Source organism: Flavivirga abyssicola (assembly GCF_030540775.2).
In the GTDB taxonomy this organism is placed as follows: domain Bacteria; phylum Bacteroidota; class Bacteroidia; order Flavobacteriales; family Flavobacteriaceae; genus Flavivirga; species Flavivirga abyssicola.
The window spans coordinates 3,030,430-3,049,416 of the sequence record NZ_CP141266.1 but is presented as its reverse complement, the minus strand read 5'-3'; the positions used below and the strand labels follow the sequence as shown (position 1 = coordinate 3,049,416).

General features: G+C 44.7%; 6 protein-coding genes. All 6 read right to left on the bottom strand.

All coding sequences use genetic code 11. The annotated features are described in order from the left end of the window. The gene (locus Q4Q34_RS12770) at positions 1–972 is read right to left on the bottom strand and encodes a type I phosphomannose isomerase catalytic subunit (protein WP_303316152.1); all 972 of its coding nucleotides are present in this window, start codon (positions 970–972) and stop codon (positions 1–3) included. A 4-nt stretch (positions 973–976) separates the two neighbouring features. Further along, positions 977–1,387, bottom strand: a complete 411-nt coding sequence (locus Q4Q34_RS12765) for a 6-pyruvoyl trahydropterin synthase family protein (RefSeq protein WP_303316153.1) — start codon at positions 1,385–1,387, stop codon at positions 977–979. After that, entirely contained in the window at positions 1,384–1,908 is a 525-nt protein-coding gene (idi, locus tag Q4Q34_RS12760; RefSeq protein WP_303316155.1) for an isopentenyl-diphosphate Delta-isomerase, read from the bottom strand. The genes Q4Q34_RS12765 and idi overlap by 4 nt, the downstream gene beginning before the upstream one ends. Positions 1,909–2,033: 125 nt before the next feature. Continuing rightward, on the bottom strand, positions 2,034–3,929 hold the full coding sequence (locus tag Q4Q34_RS12755; RefSeq protein WP_303316157.1) for an OmpA family protein: 1,896 nt from the start codon (positions 3,927–3,929) through the stop codon (positions 2,034–2,036). A 14-nt stretch (positions 3,930–3,943) separates the two neighbouring features. Then, on the bottom strand, positions 3,944–4,876 hold the full coding sequence (locus tag Q4Q34_RS12750) for a PorP/SprF family type IX secretion system membrane protein (protein ID WP_303316158.1): 933 nt from the start codon (positions 4,874–4,876) through the stop codon (positions 3,944–3,946). 29 nt (positions 4,877–4,905) lie between these two features. Next, the gene (locus Q4Q34_RS12745) at positions 4,906–18,258 is read right to left on the bottom strand and encodes a T9SS type B sorting domain-containing protein (RefSeq protein ID WP_330444544.1); all 13,353 of its coding nucleotides are present in this window, start codon (positions 18,256–18,258) and stop codon (positions 4,906–4,908) included. Positions 18,259–18,987 lie beyond the last annotated feature (729 nt).

The window sequence follows — 18,987 nt, the reverse complement described above, 5'->3', positions numbered from 1 at the left end:
TTAAACATAAACTTCCAATAGTGTAGCATTTTTAGAAGCAATTTCATAGTCAGTAATTGCTGCTGGTAACAATATCGTTTCTCCATTTTTAATAGGCTCAGAAATATCGTTAACCAAAATTTCTGCATCACCTTCTACACACATATATATTAAAAATGAATCATGTTCATTTTTCTTTTTAAGTACTTCAGTAACCTTTAAATAGCTAGTTGTAAAATAAGGGCAACTTACCATTTCGTTAGATTTATTTTCTGTTTTAGAATATGCTACTCTAAAATTATCTGGCATATTAAAATCGAAGGCATCAATTGCCAGATCATTATGCAATTCCCTTTCATTACCTTCATCATCTACTCTATCCCAATCATAAACGCGATAAGTAATATCGCTTGTTTGTTGTATTTCGGCTACCATAACTCCTGCTCCAATAGCATGAATACGTCCAACTTCTATAAAATAAGTATCTCCAACTTTTACTTCATCAAAATTTAAAATATCAGTAAGTGTTTTATCTTCTAAATGACTTAAATACTTTTCTGAAGTCATATCTTGATTAAAACCAACTATTAAATTAGAACCTTCATCCGCTTGAAGTGTATACCACATTTCTGTTTTACCAAAAGAGTTATGCCTTTTAGCTGCCAACTCATCATTAGGGTGTAATTGAATTGATAAATCTTCTCGAGCATCAATAAACTTTATAAGCAAAGGAAATTTATTCCCAAATACCTTATAGTTTTTATCTCCTATTAAATGCCCTTTAAAAGTTTCTAAAAGTTCTTTTAAAGAATGCCCTTTTAAGGTTCCGTTTGAGACTATGGATGTATCTCCTTCTACATCACTAATTTCCCAACTTTCTCCTATATTTGGAAGGTTGCTTTCTTTATTAAGAATGGTTTTTAATTTTTGTCCTCCCCAGATTTTATCTTTTAAAATTGGGCGGAATTTAATGGGATACAATGTATTGTTCATTTATTTATTTTCCTGAATAGGTTACAAAATTACGAGGTGTTTCAAATAATGTAATTTCTAATTCTAAATGTGATGTCAATTTTGGCTTTATTTTATTGTAAATTACGACAGCTATATTTTCTGCTGTTGGGTTTAAGTCTTTAAATTCTGGTACTTCTACATTTAAGTTTTTATGATCGAAAGCATCTTCAACTTCAGCCTTAATAATCTCTTTTAAAATTTTCATATCAATAACATAGCCTGTTTCCTGATCAATCTCTCCTGTAATACTAACAATGAGTTCATAATTATGACCATGAAAGTTTGGATTGTTACATTTACCAAAAATAGCATCATTCTTTTCAAAACTCCAATCTTTTCTGTACAGACGATGTGCTGCATTAAAATGTGCTTTTCTACTAACTGTTACTTTCATTTAGAAATATTTATATGTTCGTAGAATTTATCAAAAATCACCTTAAACCATTCTGTATATAATTCCGGTTTTAGTAGAATATCTTCCTTAATTTTCTCTAAAGGCATCCATTTCCAGCCAGCTACTTCATCTAGATTAATAGTAGGTTTTCCATTATAATTACCTAATAATACATGGTCGTACTCATGTTCGGTTAATCCATTATCAAATGGCGCTTTATAGATAAATGAAATGGATTCTTGCAAGTCCACTACAAATCCCATTTCTTCTTGTAATCGCCTTTTTCCTGCTTCAATATTAGTTTCTCCATCACGTTGATGACTACAACATGTGTTCGTCCAAAGTCCTGGAGAATGGTATTTATTTAAAGCGCGCTGCTGAAGCATTAATTCATTTTTATTATTAAAAACAAAAACAGAAAATGCGCGATGTAATAAAGCTTTTTCATGAGCCTCCATTTTAGGCATCAATCCGATTTGCTCATCATTTTCATTTACTAGAATTACCTTTTCTTCTTTCATAGAATAGCAAAAATACCAAGTAAATATTAAAAAACATATTCTAATCAGAAATTAAAGCTTAACTATGAAATAAAAAAGCATCCATAATTATATGAATGCTTTTCTTTATTCGATATCTATTGAAGTTAGTCTTCTACTAATATAAACTCACTTCTTCTATTTGCTTGATGTTCTTCTTCACTACACTTCACACTAGTTGTGCATTTGTTTATTAAGATTGTTTCACCATAGCCTTGACCTGATAATCTGCTCGCTTCTATACCGCCTTCTTTTATTAGGTAGTTTATGGTTGATTTAGTTCTTCTTTTTGATAAATCTAAATTATATGATTTATTTCCTCTTGAGTCTGTATGCGATCGTATATCTACTTTTGTATTTGGATATGCCTTCATATAATTTATTATCTTCACTAATTCTTGCTTTGCTTCTGGTCGTATAATGGCCTTATCAAAATCAAAATAGATAGGGTTTAAGTCTAATAGCCTAAATAGGTCTACCTCATTAGGTTCTAACTTTATAGCTATTTGTAACTCTAGTTCATCTGTGTCGATATTAAAAGCTTCTACACCTTCTTTATAGTTTGCTTTAGTGACTTGTGATTTATAATCACTATGACTTCCTGATAGTTTTAAACTAAACTCGCCATTTGCATCAGATTTTAATGTCTTCACTAATTCATTTGCATGATTATAAATTAATACATCTGCATCGGCTATAATCTGGGTTGTATTTTTATCCACTACAGTTCCTGTTATATATTGTAGATATGGATTTCTTGTAAAGCTATAAATATCGTCATCTCCTTTTCCGCCTTTTCTATTCGAAGATAGATAGCCTTTGTAGTTAGTTTCATTTATAATATACTCAAAGTCATCTTTCGAACTGTTGATTGGTTTCCCAACATTGATTGGTTTATTATTTGAAGTGGTTATTTTTTCAATATTCTTAAAAGAGAACACATCTAAACCTCCTAAACCTGGGTGACCATCTGATGAAAAATACAAAGTCCCTTTATTACTTACATATGGGAAGTTCTCTCTACCTTCAGTATTTATTTTAGAACCTAGATTCTTTGGTTCACCATAACTGCCGTCTTCATTTATTGCTACTACATAAATATCGGATGCTCCTAAAGTGCCTTCCATATCGGATGCAAAATATAATTTTGTCTCATCTACACTGAGAGCAGGATGGGCCACATTATAGTCATCACTATTAAATGATAACGGTTCTATATTTGTCCAGCCTTCTTCTTTCAATTCAGCTTTATATATTTTTAAGCCGTGTATTCTTTTCGAATTCTTCTTGAATTCACCTTTATAGTAATTGTTTCTTGTAAAATATACTGTTTTACCATCTTTAGTAAAAGCTGTCGACGATTCGTGGTATTTTGTATTGATTTCTCCTTTTATCTCTGTGGCTGTTCCGTCTGCATTTAACTCATAGATATCTAAAAAGGGCTGTTCGTTCCAATTGTATAGTTCTTCGTCTTCTCCCCTTGAGGATGCAAATATTAATTGCTCCTGATGTATTGAGGTTCCAAAATCTGAGAACGCAGTATTGATTTCTAGGTTATTCATCTCAAAATTATCCGAACGTTTTTCAATCGTTTCCAGATAGTCTGCTTGAAATAGTTTACTTCTAGAATCTTCTGGTTGTAATCTTATAAATTCTTCTAAGATTTTATCTGCTTTGTCATAAGCTCCTATGCCTTTTAAGGCTTGAGAGTATCTAAAGTAGTTTTCAGGATTTATGGTTTCCCCTTTTTGAGCTATTAACTCTCCGTACCATTGTGAAGCTTCTTCCATTTTCCCATTATAATAAAAGGAATTGGCTAAATTCTCTAATAACTCTGGGTCTCTATTCCCTTCGTTTACAACTTCCAATAGTTGTTCGGTCGTTTTTACATACGATAAATTATTGTATGTTTTCTTTGCTTTTCTGGCTACTCCTTTTTGACCAAAGGATACATTTACAAATAGTAATGTCAATAACGGTAGTATTAGTAATCTTTTTTTCATGTCCCTGTATCTTTTTAAAAGAATCTTGGTGATAATATTCTTCCTATTTGGTATAATTCAAATCTCAGCATTATTTCATGCGATCCATTGTTATAGGAGCTTAATCCTGATGTGGTTAGATCGTAAGCGTATCCTATAAATAACCCTGGATTTATCTGAAAGCCTGCTAGACCGCTAATGGAATCATCCCATCGGTAGCCTAAACCCAGGGTTAACTTTTCATTGAACAAAGCATTTATTGAAAGGTCTGCTATTAACGGTGCTCCGGAAACTGCCTTTACTAATGCTGCAGGTTTTAATTTAGTGTTTTCTCCTATATCAAACACATACCCTCCTATTAAAAAATAGTGTAAGCGTTCTGTTGCCACGGATTCTTGAATACCATCATAATGCTCTGTAGTAAAAAAGTTTGGTACGGATAGTCCCAAATACCACTTTTCTGAATGCAAGTAAAGACCAGCTCCTATAGTTGGAGAAAATAAACTTAAGTTATCATTAAAAACTCTGTCCGGGTATTGGAATACACCTTTGCTCCAATCGGTATCCAATAAATGGAAACCTCCTTTTAATCCAAATGAAAGCTCAGTCCCTCTTATTTCATCAATTGGAATGGTGTATGAAAAATTGACATCGACATTGGTTTCACTAGCTGGGCCTAATTTATCACTTACCAGATTTAATCCTAATCCTAAACGTTTGTTTCTTAACGGAGAGTGGGCTCCAAAAGTTATTGTTTTTGGAGCACCTTCTATCCCGACCCATTGGGTACGGTATAATCCTGTGATACTTAATACATCTCGTTGACCTGCATAGGCTGAGTTCACACTCATAGTATTATACATATATTGTGTGTACTGAGGATCTTGCTGAGCGTTTAGTTCCAGAGATAATAGTGCAACAAACACTATTAAAATCAAACTTTTTGTTAATGAAGATAACTTTATCATTTTTAATTTCTTTAGGTGTATGTTCTATTTTATCTATTGATGTATAACCATCCTACTTTAGGTTTAGAACCATCTCCTAGATCTAATACATAGTAGTAGGTTCCTACTGGTAACTTTTCTGTACCATTAATCGTTGATCTTCCATTGGAAGTTCCATCAAATTCATTATTATAACCTTGTTTCTTATAAACAATATTTCCCCAACGGTTATAAATCTCTAACCTGTTATTTGGATAGTTAGTGATACAGTTTATAATTAAAAACTCATTAACACCGTCTCCATTTGGTGAGAATTCATTGATCACTATTAAACAACCCAATTCGGTCTCTGTTGGATCATCCTCTGTATTACCATCTACATCATCGCCATCATCACTTACATCGGTTACAGTTTCAAAACTTGGACTAATCCCTGAGGCTTCTACACTATTACGAACTCCTCCAGAATTGATAGCTTGTTGTGTGATTTCAAAAGTCGCTGTATAAGTGGCTATCTCACCCACTAAAAGAGTGCCTTCTGCGCTTCCTAAATCGGCATCATCAAATACGGGCCCTTCTGTTAAGGTTAATGGGTTACCGTTGATATCTGTGAAGGTATCCACTAGGCTTATACTCGTTAGCGTCACATTTCCTGTGTTTTCTACTTCGATTGTATATGTAATTTCATCACCTAATTCTATATCTGATGCATCTGCTAATTTAGTTACTTCCAATTCAGCTGTACAATCTGCTGTAGTTGTTACTGCTACGGTAATATCTGAAGGTCTGTATGAACATGGGTCATGCGGATCCGTTGGGCTCTCACCGTCTGGTGGCGTTAGTTCATCGCCGTTGGTCACGCCATCACCATCACAGTCTGCTGCCAAAAATGCTGCATCCGGTGCTAAACTGATATCGCTAGTGATAAAGTCACATGGTATATTTGGATCCGTCGGGCTCTCCCCATCCGGTGGTGTGAGTTCATCGCCATTGGTTACGCCATCACCATCACAATCTGCTGCCAAAAATGCTGCATCCGGTGTTAAACTAATATCGCTAGTAACAAAGTCACATGGTATATTTGGATCCGTTGGACTCTCGCCATCTGGTGGTGTCAGTTCGTCTCCGTTTGTCACGCCATCACCATCACAGTCTGCTGCCAAAAATGCTGCATCCGGTGTTAAACTGATATCGCTAGTGGTAAAGTCACATGGCTCGTTTGGATCTGTTGGGCTCTCGCCATCTGGTGGCGTTAGTTCGTCTCCGTTGGTCACGCCATCGCCATCACAGTCTGCTGCCAAAAATGCTGCATCCGGTGTTAAACTGATATCGCTAGTGATAAAGTCACATGGCTCGTTTGGATCTGTTGCGCTCTCGCCATCTGGTGGCGTTAGTTCGTCTCCGTTGGTCACGCCATCGCCATCACAGTCTACTGCCAAAAATGCTGCATCTGGCGTTAAGGTGATATCGCTAGTGATAAAGTCACATGGCTCGTTTGGATCTGTTGCGCTCTCACCATCTGGTGGTGTCAGTTCGTCTCCGTTTGTCACGCCATCGCCATCACAGTCTGCTGCTAAAAATGCTGCATCTGGCGTTAAGGTGATATCGCTAGTGATAAAGTCACATGGTACATTTGGATCCGTTGGGCTCTCGCCATCTGGTGGTGTTAGTTCATCGCCATTGGTTACACCATCGCCATCACAATCTGCTGCTAAAAATGCTGTATCCGGTGTTAAACTGATATCGCTAGTGATAAAGTCACATGGGACATTTGGATCTGTTGCACTTTCACCATCTGGTGGTGTTAATTCGTCTCCATTTGTTACTCCATCTCCATCACAGTCTGCTGCTAAAAATGCTGCATCCGGTGTTGAAGTAATATCGCTGGTAATAAAGTCACATGGATCATTTGGATCCGTCGGGCTCTCGCCATCCGGTGGTGTTAGTTCATCGCCATTGGTCACGCCATCGCCATCACAATCTGCTGCTAAAAATGCTGCATCCGGTGTTAAACTGATATCGCTAGTGATAAAGTCACATGGGACATTTGGATCTGTTGCACTTTCACCATCTGGTGGTGTCAGTTCGTCTCCGTTTGTGACACCATCGCCATCACAGTCTGCTACTAAAAAGGCCGCATCCGGTGCTAATGCAATATCGCTAGTGATAAAATCACATGGGACATTTGGATCCGTCGGGCTCTCACCATCTGGTGGTGTTAGTTCGTCTCCGTTGGTTACACCATCGCCATCACAGTCTGCTGCTAAAAATGCTGCATCTGGTGTTAAGGTGATATCGCTGGTAATAAAATCGCATGGCTCATTTGGATCTGTTGCACTTTCACCATCTGGTGGTGTTAATTCGTCTCCATTTGTTACACCATCTCCATCACAATCTGCATTATTCCATGCTATACTTGGAGCTTGAGTAACATCCGATGGATTATAGCTACAGAAATCGTTTGGATTAGTTGGTGTTCCTCCACTTAAAGGAGTTACCTCGTCACAATCAATAACACCATCTCCATCAGAGTCAATTGAACTAATTACTATAGTTTCACTAATTGATAGACTTATATTACAATTCGCATTTGCTATGTCTACTAAATTTATTGTAACGTCAGTTGTAACATTATTAATTGTAATGTCTACTGTTCCTGTTCCTCCAATAATAACATTTCCAGAAACTGAACCGTTATAGGTTACTATGTCATTTGGTGTACCAGTAATTGTAAAAATGGCATCGCTATTTGAACACACTGGGGTATTGCTTGCCATTGTTGGTGCTATTGGTAAAGCATTGACCGTTACCGTGAAGGTTCCCGAGGTGCTGCTACAGCTGTTGCCGTCCGTTACCGTATAGCTTATATCCGTGGTCCCCGAGCTAATAGCCGTCACTTCGCCTGTTCCCGGGTTGATCGTCGCTACGGCCGGGGTGGCAGAGCTCCATACGATCGTACCGACAGCCGTGGTATTTAAGGTCGTGGTATCGTTCACGCATAATGTGTTTGTTCCCGTGATAGCAGGCGTACCTGGAAGGGCGTTCACCGTTACCGTGAAGGTTCCCGAGGTGCTGCTACAGCTGTTGCCGTCCGTTACCGTATAGCTTATATCCGTGGTCCCCGAGCTAATAGCCGTCACTTCGCCTGTTCCCGGGTTGATCGTCGCTACGGCCGGGGTGGCAGAGCTCCATACGATCGTACCGACAGCCGTGGTATTTAAGGTCGTGGTATCGTTCACGCATAATGTGTTTGTTCCCGTGATAGCAGGCGTACCTGGAAGGGCGTTCACCGTTACCGTGAAGGTTCCCGAGGTGCTGCTACAGCTGTTGCCGTCCGTTACCGTATAGCTTATATCCGTGGTCCCCGAGCTAATAGCCGTCACTTCGCCTGTTCCCGGGTTGATCGTCGCTACGGCCGGGGTGGCAGAGCTCCATACGATCGTACCGACAGCCGTGGTATTTAAGGTCGTGGTATCGTTCACGCATAATGTGTTTGTTCCCGTGATAGCAGGCGTACCTGGAAGGGCGTTCACCGTTACCGTGAAGGTTCCCGAGGTGCTGCTACAGCTGTTGCCGTCCGTTACCGTATAGCTTATATCCGTGGTCCCCGAGCTAATAGCCGTCACTTCGCCTGTTCCCGGGTTGATCGTCGCTACGGCCGGGGTGGCAGAGCTCCATACGATCGTACCGACAGCCGTGGTATTTAAGGTCGTGGTATCGTTCACGCATAATGTGTTTGTTCCCGTGATAGCAGGCGTACCTGGAAGGGCGTTCACCGTTACCGTGAAGGTTCCCGAGGTGCTGCTACAGCTGTTGCCGTCCGTTACCGTATAGCTTATATCCGTGGTCCCCGAGCTAATAGCCGTCACTTCGCCTGTTCCCGGGTTGATCGTCGCTACGGCCGGGGTGGCAGAGCTCCATACGATCGTACCGACAGCCGTGGTATTTAAGGTCGTGGTATCGTTCACGCATAATGTGTTTGTTCCCGTGATAGCAGGCGTACCTGGAAGGGCGTTCACCGTTACCGTGAAGGTTCCCGAGGTGCTGCTACAGCTGTTGCCGTCCGTTACCGTATAGCTTATATCCGTGGTCCCCGAGCTAATAGCCGTCACTTCGCCTGTTCCCGGGTTGATCGTCGCTACGGCCGGGGTGGCAGAGCTCCATACGATCGTACCGACAGCCGTGGTATTTAAGGTCGTGGTATCGTTCACGCATAATGTGTTTGTTCCCGTGATAGCAGGCGTACCTGGAAGGGCGTTCACCGTTACCGTGAAGGTTCCCGAGGTGCTGCTACAGCTGTTGCCGTCCGTTACCGTATAGCTTATATCCGTGGTCCCCGAGCTAATAGCCGTCACTTCGCCTGTTCCCGGGTTGATCGTCGCTACGGCCGGGGTGGCAGAGCTCCATACGATCGTACCGACAGCCGTGGTATTTAAGGTCGTGGTATCGTTCACGCATAATGTGTTTGTTCCCGTGATAGCAGGCGTACCTGGAAGGGCGTTCACCGTTACCGTGAAGGTTCCCGAGGTGCTGCTACAGCTGTTGCCGTCCGTTACCGTATAGCTTATATCCGTGGTCCCCGAGCTAATAGCCGTCACTTCGCCTGTTCCCGGGTTGATCGTCGCTACGGCCGGGGTGGCAGAGCTCCATACGATCGTACCGACAGCCGTGGTATTTAAGGTCGTGGTATCGTTCACGCATAATGTGTTTGTTCCCGTGATAGCAGGCGTACCTGGAAGGGCGTTCACCGTTACCGTGAAGGTTCCCGAGGTGCTGCTACAGCTGTTGCCGTCCGTTACCGTATAGCTTATATCCGTGGTCCCCGAGCTAATAGCCGTCACTTCGCCTGTTCCCGGGTTGATCGTCGCTACGGCCGGGGTGGCAGAGCTCCATACGATCGTACCGACAGCCGTGGTATTTAAGGTCGTGGTATCGTTCACGCATAATGTGTTTGTTCCCGTGATAGCAGGCGTACCTGGAAGGGCGTTCACCGTTACCGTGAAGGTTCCCGAGGTGCTGCTACAGCTGTTGCCGTCCGTTACCGTATAGCTTATATCCGTGGTCCCCGAGCTAATAGCCGTCACTTCGCCTGTTCCCGGGTTGATCGTCGCTACGGCCGGGGTGGCAGAGCTCCATACGATCGTACCGACAGCCGTGGTATTTAAGGTCGTGGTATCGTTCACGCATAATGTGTTTGTTCCCGTGATAGCAGGCGTACCTGGAAGGGCGTTCACCGTTACCGTGAAGGTTCCCGAGGTGCTGCTACAGCTGTTGCCGTCCGTTACCGTATAGCTTATATCCGTGGTCCCCGAGCTAATAGCCGTCACTTCGCCTGTTCCCGGGTTGATCGTCGCTACGGCCGGGGTGGCAGAGCTCCATACGATCGTACCGACAGCCGTGGTATTTAAGGTCGTGGTATCGTTCACGCATAATGTGTTTGTTCCCGTGATAGCAGGCGTACCTGGAAGGGCGTTCACCGTTACCGTGAAGGTTCCCGAGGTGCTGCTACAGCTGTTGCCGTCCGTTACCGTATAGCTTATATCCGTGGTCCCCGAGCTAATAGCCGTCACTTCGCCTGTTCCCGGGTTGATCGTCGCTACGGCCGGGGTGGCAGAGCTCCATACGATCGTACCGACAGCCGTGGTATTTAAGGTCGTGGTATCGTTCACGCATAATGTGTTTGTTCCCGTGATAGCAGGCGTACCTGGAAGGGCGTTCACCGTTACCGTGAAGGTTCCCGAGGTGCTGCTACAGCTGTTGCCGTCCGTTACCGTATAGCTTATATCCGTGGTCCCCGAGCTAATAGCCGTCACTTCGCCTGTTCCCGGGTTGATCGTCGCTACGGCCGGGGTGGCAGAGCTCCATACGATCGTACCGACAGCCGTGGTATTTAAGGTCGTGGTATCGTTCACGCATAATGTGTTTGTTCCCGTGATAGCAGGCGTACCTGGAAGGGCGTTCACCGTTACCGTGAAGGTTCCCGAGGTGCTGCTACAGCTGTTGCCGTCCGTTACCGTATAGCTTATATCCGTGGTCCCCGAGCTAATAGCCGTCACTTCGCCTGTTCCCGGGTTGATCGTCGCTACGGCCGGGGTGGCAGAGCTCCATACGATCGTACCGACAGCCGTGGTATTTAAGGTCGTGGTATCGTTCACGCATAATGTGTTTGTTCCCGTGATAGCAGGCGTACCTGGAAGGGCGTTCACCGTTACCGTGAAGGTTCCCGAGGTGCTGCTACAGCTGTTGCCGTCCGTTACCGTATAGCTTATATCCGTGGTCCCCGAGCTAATAGCCGTCACTTCGCCTGTTCCCGGGTTGATCGTCGCTACGGCCGGGGTGGCAGAGCTCCATACGATCGTACCGACAGCCGTGGTATTTAAGGTCGTGGTATCGTTCACGCATAATGTGTTTGTTCCCGTGATAGCAGGCGTACCTGGAAGGGCGTTCACCGTTACCGTGAAGGTTCCCGAGGTGCTGCTACAGCTGTTGCCGTCCGTTACCGTATAGCTTATATCCGTGGTCCCCGAGCTAATAGCCGTCACTTCGCCTGTTCCCGGGTTGATCGTCGCTACGGCCGGGGTGGCAGAGCTCCATACGATCGTACCGACAGCCGTGGTATTTAAGGTCGTGGTATCGTTCACGCATAATGTGTTTGTTCCCGTGATAGCAGGCGTACCTGGAAGGGCGTTCACCGTTACCGTGAAGGTTCCCGAGGTGCTGCTACAGCTGTTGCCGTCCGTTACCGTATAGCTTATATCCGTGGTCCCCGAGCTAATAGCCGTCACTTCGCCTGTTCCCGGGTTGATCGTCGCTACGGCCGGGGTGGCAGAGCTCCATACGATCGTACCGACAGCCGTGGTATTTAAGGTCGTGGTATCGTTCACGCATAATGTGTTTGTTCCCGTGATAGCAGGCGTACCTGGAAGGGCGTTCACCGTTACCGTGAAGGTTCCCGAGGTGCTGCTACAGCTGTTGCCGTCCGTTACCGTATAGCTTATATCCGTGGTCCCCGAGCTAATAGCCGTCACTTCGCCTGTTCCCGGGTTGATCGTCGCTACGGCCGGGGTGGCAGAGCTCCATACGATCGTACCGACAGCCGTGGTATTTAAGGTCGTGGTATCGTTCACGCATAATGTGTTTGTTCCCGTGATAGCAGGCGTACCTGGAAGGGCGTTCACCGTTACCGTGAAGGTTCCCGAGGTGCTGCTACAGCTGTTGCCGTCCGTTACCGTATAGCTTATATCCGTGGTCCCCGAGCTAATAGCCGTCACTTCGCCTGTTCCCGGGTTGATCGTCGCTACGGCCGGGGTGGCAGAGCTCCATACGATCGTACCGACAGCCGTGGTATTTAAGGTCGTGGTATCGTTCACGCATAATGTGTTTGTTCCCGTGATAGCAGGCGTACCTGGAAGGGCGTTCACCGTTACCGTGAAGGTTCCCGAGGTGCTGCTACAGCTGTTGCCGTCCGTTACCGTATAGCTTATATCCGTGGTCCCCGAGCTAATAGCCGTCACTTCGCCTGTTCCCGGGTTGATCGTCGCTACGGCCGGGGTGGCAGAGCTCCATACGATCGTACCGACAGCCGTGGTATTTAAGGTCGTGGTATCGTTCACGCATAATGTGTTTGTTCCCGTGATAGCAGGCGTACCTGGAAGGGCGTTCACCGTTACCGTGAAGGTTCCCGAGGTGCTGCTACAGCTGTTGCCGTCCGTTACCGTATAGCTTATATCCGTGGTCCCCGAGCTAATAGCCGTCACTTCGCCTGTTCCCGGGTTGATCGTCGCTACGGCCGGGGTGGCAGAGCTCCATACGATCGTACCGACAGCCGTGGTATTTAAGGTCGTGGTATCGTTCACGCATAATGTGTTTGTTCCCGTGATAGCAGGCGTACCTGGAAGGGCGTTCACCGTTACCGTGAAGGTTCCCGAGGTGCTGCTACAGCTGTTGCCGTCCGTTACCGTATAGCTTATATCCGTGGTCCCCGAGCTAATAGCCGTCACTTCGCCTGTTCCCGGGTTGATCGTCGCTACGGCCGGGGTGGCAGAGCTCCATACGATCGTACCGACAGCCGTGGTATTTAAGGTCGTGGTATCGTTCACGCATAATGTGTTTGTTCCCGTGATAGCAGGCGTACCTGGAAGGGCGTTCACCGTTACCGTGAAGGTTCCCGAGGTGCTGCTACAGCTGTTGCCGTCCGTTACCGTATAGCTTATATCCGTGGTCCCCGAGCTAATAGCCGTCACTTCGCCTGTTCCCGGGTTGATCGTCGCTACGGCCGGGGTGGCAGAGCTCCATACGATCGTACCGACAGCCGTGGTATTTAAGGTCGTGGTATCGTTCACGCATAATGTGTTTGTTCCCGTGATAGCAGGCGTACCTGGAAGGGCGTTCACCGTTACCGTGAAGGTTCCCGAGGTGCTGCTACAGCTGTTGCCGTCCGTTACCGTATAGCTTATATCCGTGGTCCCCGAGCTAATAGCCGTCACTTCGCCTGTTCCCGGGTTGATCGTCGCTACGGCCGGGGTGGCAGAGCTCCATACGATCGTACCGACAGCCGTGGTATTTAAGGTCGTGGTATCGTTCACGCATAATGTGTTTGTTCCCGTGATAGCAGGCGTACCTGGAAGGGCGTTCACCGTTACCGTGAAGGTTCCCGAGGTGCTGCTACAGCTGTTGCCGTCCGTTACCGTATAGCTTATATCCGTGGTCCCCGAGCTAATAGCCGTCACTTCGCCTGTTCCCGGGTTGATCGTCGCTACGGCCGGGGTGGCAGAGCTCCATACGATCGTACCGACAGCCGTGGTATTTAAGGTCGTGGTATCGTTCACGCATAATGTGTTTGTTCCCGTGATAGCAGGCGTACCTGGAAGGGCGTTCACCGTTACCGTGAAGGTTCCCGAGGTGCTGCTACAGCTGTTGCCGTCCGTTACCGTATAGCTTATATCCGTGGTCCCCGAGCTAATAGCCGTCACTTCGCCTGTTCCCGGGTTGATCGTCGCTACGGCCGGGGTGGCAGAGCTCCATACGATCGTACCGACAGCCGTGGTATTTAAGGTCGTGGTATCGTTCACGCATAATGTGTTTGTTCCCGTGATAGCAGGCGTACCTGGAAGGGCGTTCACCGTTACCGTGAAGGTTCCCGAGGTGCTGCTACAGCTGTTGCCGTCCGTTACCGTATAGCTTATATCCGTGGTCCCCGAGCTAATAGCCGTCACTTCGCCTGTTCCCGGGTTGATCGTCGCTACGGCCGGGGTGGCAGAGCTCCATACGATCGTACCGACAGCCGTGGTATTTAAGGTCGTGGTATCGTTCACGCATAATGTGTTTGTTCCCGTGATAGCAGGCGTACCTGGAAGGGCGTTCACCGTTACCGTGAAGGTTCCCGAGGTGCTGCTACAGCTGTTGCCGTCCGTTACCGTATAGCTTATATCCGTGGTCCCCGAGCTAATAGCCGTCACTTCGCCTGTTCCCGGGTTGATCGTCGCTACGGCCGGGGTGGCAGAGCTCCATACGATCGTACCGACAGCCGTGGTATTTAAGGTCGTGGTATCGTTCACGCATAATGTGTTTGTTCCCGTGATAGCAGGCGTACCTGGAAGGGCGTTCACCGTTACCGTGAAGGTTCCCGAGGTGCTGCTACAGCTGTTGCCGTCCGTTACCGTATAGCTTATATCCGTGGTCCCCGAGCTAATAGCCGTCACTTCGCCTGTTCCCGGGTTGATCGTCGCTACGGCCGGGGTGGCAGAGCTCCATACGATCGTACCGACAGCCGTGGTATTTAAGGTCGTGGTATCGTTCACGCATAATGTGTTTGTTCCCGTGATAGCAGGCGTACCTGGAAGGGCGTTCACCGTTACCGTGAAGGTTCCCGAGGTGCTGCTACAGCTGTTGCCGTCCGTTACCGTATAGCTTATATCCGTGGTCCCCGAGCTAATAGCCGTCACTTCGCCTGTTCCCGGGTTGATCGTCGCTACGGCCGGGGTGGCAGAGCTCCATACGATCGTACCGACAGCCGTGGTATTTAAGGTCGTGGTATCGTTCACGCATAATGTGTTTGTTCCCGTGATAGCAGGCGTACCTGGAAGGGCGTTCACCGTTACCGTGAAGGTTCCCGAGGTGCTGCTACAGCTGTTGCCGTCCGTTACCGTATAGCTTATATCCGTGGTCCCCGAGCTAATAGCCGTCACTTCGCCTGTTCCCGGGTTGATCGTCGCTACGGCCGGGGTGGCAGAGCTCCATACGATCGTACCGACAGCCGTGGTATTTAAGGTCGTGGTATCGTTCACGCATAATGTGTTTGTTCCCGTGATAGCAGGCGTACCTGGAAGGGCGTTCACCGTTACCGTGAAGGTTCCCGAGGTGCTGCTACAGCTGTTGCCGTCCGTTACCGTATAGCTTATATCCGTGGTCCCCGAGCTAATAGCCGTCACTTCGCCTGTTCCCGGGTTGATCGTCGCTACGGCCGGGGTGGCAGAGCTCCATACGATCGTACCGACAGCCGTGGTATTTAAGGTCGTGGTATCGTTCACGCATAATGTGTTTGTTCCCGTGATAGCAGGCGTACCTGGAAGGGCGTTCACCGTTACCGTGAAGGTTCCCGAGGTGCTGCTACAGCTGTTGCCGTCCGTTACCGTATAGCTTATATCCGTGGTCCCCGAGCTAATAGCCGTCACTTCGCCTGTTCCCGGGTTGATCGTCGCTACGGCCGGGGTGGCAGAGCTCCATACGATCGTACCGACAGCCGTGGTATTTAAGGTCGTGGTATCGTTCACGCATAATGTGTTTGTTCCCGTGATAGCAGGCGTACCTGGAAGGGCGTTCACCGTTACCGTGAAGGTTCCCGAGGTGCTGCTACAGCTGTTGCCGTCCGTTACCGTATAGCTTATATCCGTGGTCCCCGAGCTAATAGCCGTCACTTCGCCTGTTCCCGGGTTGATCGTCGCTACGGCCGGGGTGGCAGAGCTCCATACGATCGTACCGACAGCCGTGGTATTTAAGGTCGTGGTATCGTTCACGCATAATGTGTTTGTTCCCGTGATAGCAGGCGTACCTGGAAGGGCGTTAACTGTTATTGCAACTTCATTGGATAATGTATTTTTACATTCATTAGTTGTACTAGTAATAACTACTCGATATTCCCTTCCTGAATGACCAATTGGTGGGGCCGTTAAAGTTAAAGTTGCTGTATCTGTTCCACTATAAATCCCTGCATTCGATAAGTCCGTCCATGCTCCTGCTCCAATTCTTTCTTGCCACTGATATACTAGATTATCACCAGTATCAACAACTGTAAATGAGGCATTGTTTCCAGAACATACTACACTTGCTGTTGGTTGTGTTGTTATTCCTCCTAGTGCTGATGCAGTAGTTACGAGGGCATTAGTTCCTTGAGGGCTTCCTGTATTTGTAGGAACCCCATCACTATCTACACTTCCTTCATCATCATCTGCTAAATTATTACTACTTGTTAAATCTCCGGCAACAAAACTTCCTGATCCTTCAAGAGCATCAGGACAACCATCCCCATCACTATCTACGTCTAATAAATCCGGAATTGAATCTCCATCAGATTGTATTAATATTAATGGTATTCCTCCATTAGTTGGATCGGTTATATCTGACCAACCATCTCCATCTGTATCAACTAGTGCTCCTGTTCCAATGAGCCCATCTCCGTCACCATCAACACCTCCGGCTTCTATAACATCATATATCCCATCATTATCACTATCTAAATCCAGAAAATCTGGAATACCATCACCATCATTATCATATAAATCATTTACACCATCTCCGTTAGTATCCGTAAAGGATGGAAAACCAGGTGTTGTATCACTACTATCTAAATAATTATCTATACCATCTCCATCTGCATCTCCACTTGGATCAAATGTAGAATCTCCTGCTTCTTCTGTATCTAAAATACCGTCACCATCACTATCTAAATCACAAAAATCTTCAACACCATCTCCATCTCTATCCTTAGTTTCCACTATAGTATAATACGATATAATACCGCCTTCGGTTCCATCTTGAGCTCCGTTAGTATTAGTATCTTCTGGTGCTTGATGCACACCAGCTATACCTCCTTGAAAATCAATAATAATATTTGCTGGTGGCATTTCTAAATTGTGAAGAAATACACCGCCACCGCCACCGCCACCAGGACCGTGTAATATATCTGTACCTAAATCCTGACCATCACCTCCAGAAATGTCAACATTTACAGTTCCTGAATATGATTCAATATCGAAAGCAACAGAACCTCCAGCTCCACCGCCACCGCCACCATCAATACCTGTACCTGGTGCTGTAGAATCTGCTCCTTGTGCAAAAATAGTTCTATTATTACCTACTATATGTCTAGCGCGTATCACTACAATACCTCCTCCATTAGTGGCAATTGCTGGATTTAAATTAGTGATATAACCTGCTCCACCAGCTCCTCCTAAGAACACTCTTCTTTGCTCCAAATAAGTTTGTAAACTAATTCCTCCTTCACCACCAGCAGTGAGTGGGTTTGAAGTATCACACCATCGATTACCACCTATACCTCCAGCACCGTAGTTAGAGCCACCACCACCGCCGGAATCTCCTGCGACGCCGCCGCCGCCGCCATTAGCTCTTGGTCCTCTACCCCTATTAAAATTCGGATCATCTACAACAATTCCCTGTCCTTTAGGAGAAGACACTGTATTTGTAGAAGGAAATACCATTTGCGTATTCGGAATGACTGAACAATTATCTAAGGTGCCATTTGCACTTACTGTTACACCATTATACCCCATTTCTCCTGCATCTATATCAGCATTAAGTGTTAAAGTGTCTTCTACAAAAATAGCCACAACACCTCCAGTTCCTGAAACCGGATCCCATGGAACACCTGAAACCGTACCCGTTACATTTACGTTGTTATTAAAATTAGGAACTCTAACTAGCTGTACTAGCCCTGGTATATCATAAGTATTTACTAATGGTCCGTTTGGATAAACATCATTACCTATGATATTTGAAACAGTAAAAAATTCGTAATTACCTGCATTACCTATATCAATAATATCACCAGCTGTTGATGTATTTGTATTATCTATAGTAGCTCCTTTCATCTGAATGATTAAAACCTTATCTCCAATTGAAAAGGCAGAAGCATTTCCTACAGTAATTGCATTTAAACATGCCGGAGATGTGTTACACGGACCACAACCAGGAAAACTTATACCGGTAACAGCCTGATAATCATTTATTACTCCACTAATATTAGTTTGAGAAATTGCAGAAATTGAAAATAACAAACTTGTAAATATCAACAAGTATGAATACTTAAACTGTTCTTTTTTTAATTCTAAACTTTTAAAAAACAAAACATGTTTATTTTTGAATAAAAAATGTCTAAGGGTTTTCATCTTCGAGAGTTATAATTAATAAATTTGGTTGTAGTAATTGATGTTATATTATCAATAATTGGTTGAGAATGAGATAGTGAAAATTGATTTATAAAAAATCTGAAAGTCTAAAAAATAAGCTTTCATTTTATTAGAAAGTTTAATAGAAAAATTCATAATGTTGAGAGTTGGTTAGTAGATATTCTTATAATAGCAATTGTTCTTATTTATTAAATTTTATCTTATATCGATGAAACGCATTTTTAATCGATAAAATGCAAATATATGTTTTTTGCACACTTTTGCAAACAAAACCATTTTTTTTTTTATATATTAATTAAAATGTAATACAAAGCCTTCAAAAATAAGCTGTCAAAACTCTCAAAAAACCTATAAACACTAATAAAACGCATAAATTACTTACAAATAATAAAATAGATTAATTTTCTATTTTTGAGAGTAAAACTAAACACAAACAGACTCATAAATAGTTAGTTAAGTTAAAAATTGATATATTTTTATATTAATTGAATAACACTATTTTATTAGTTCGTTCTACTTCAAAAAAAATAAAACAAATCTCAAAAAAAACATCTTATATTAATATTTCCATTAAGACATCTTTAATCTATAAAGCATAGTTAAATAGGAATGATAATAATATAAAACAACTAATTAGTTTCTAAAAACCTCAATGTGAAGATGCTTTCTACAATTGATTTCTATAAAAAACAATTATATTAATATTAT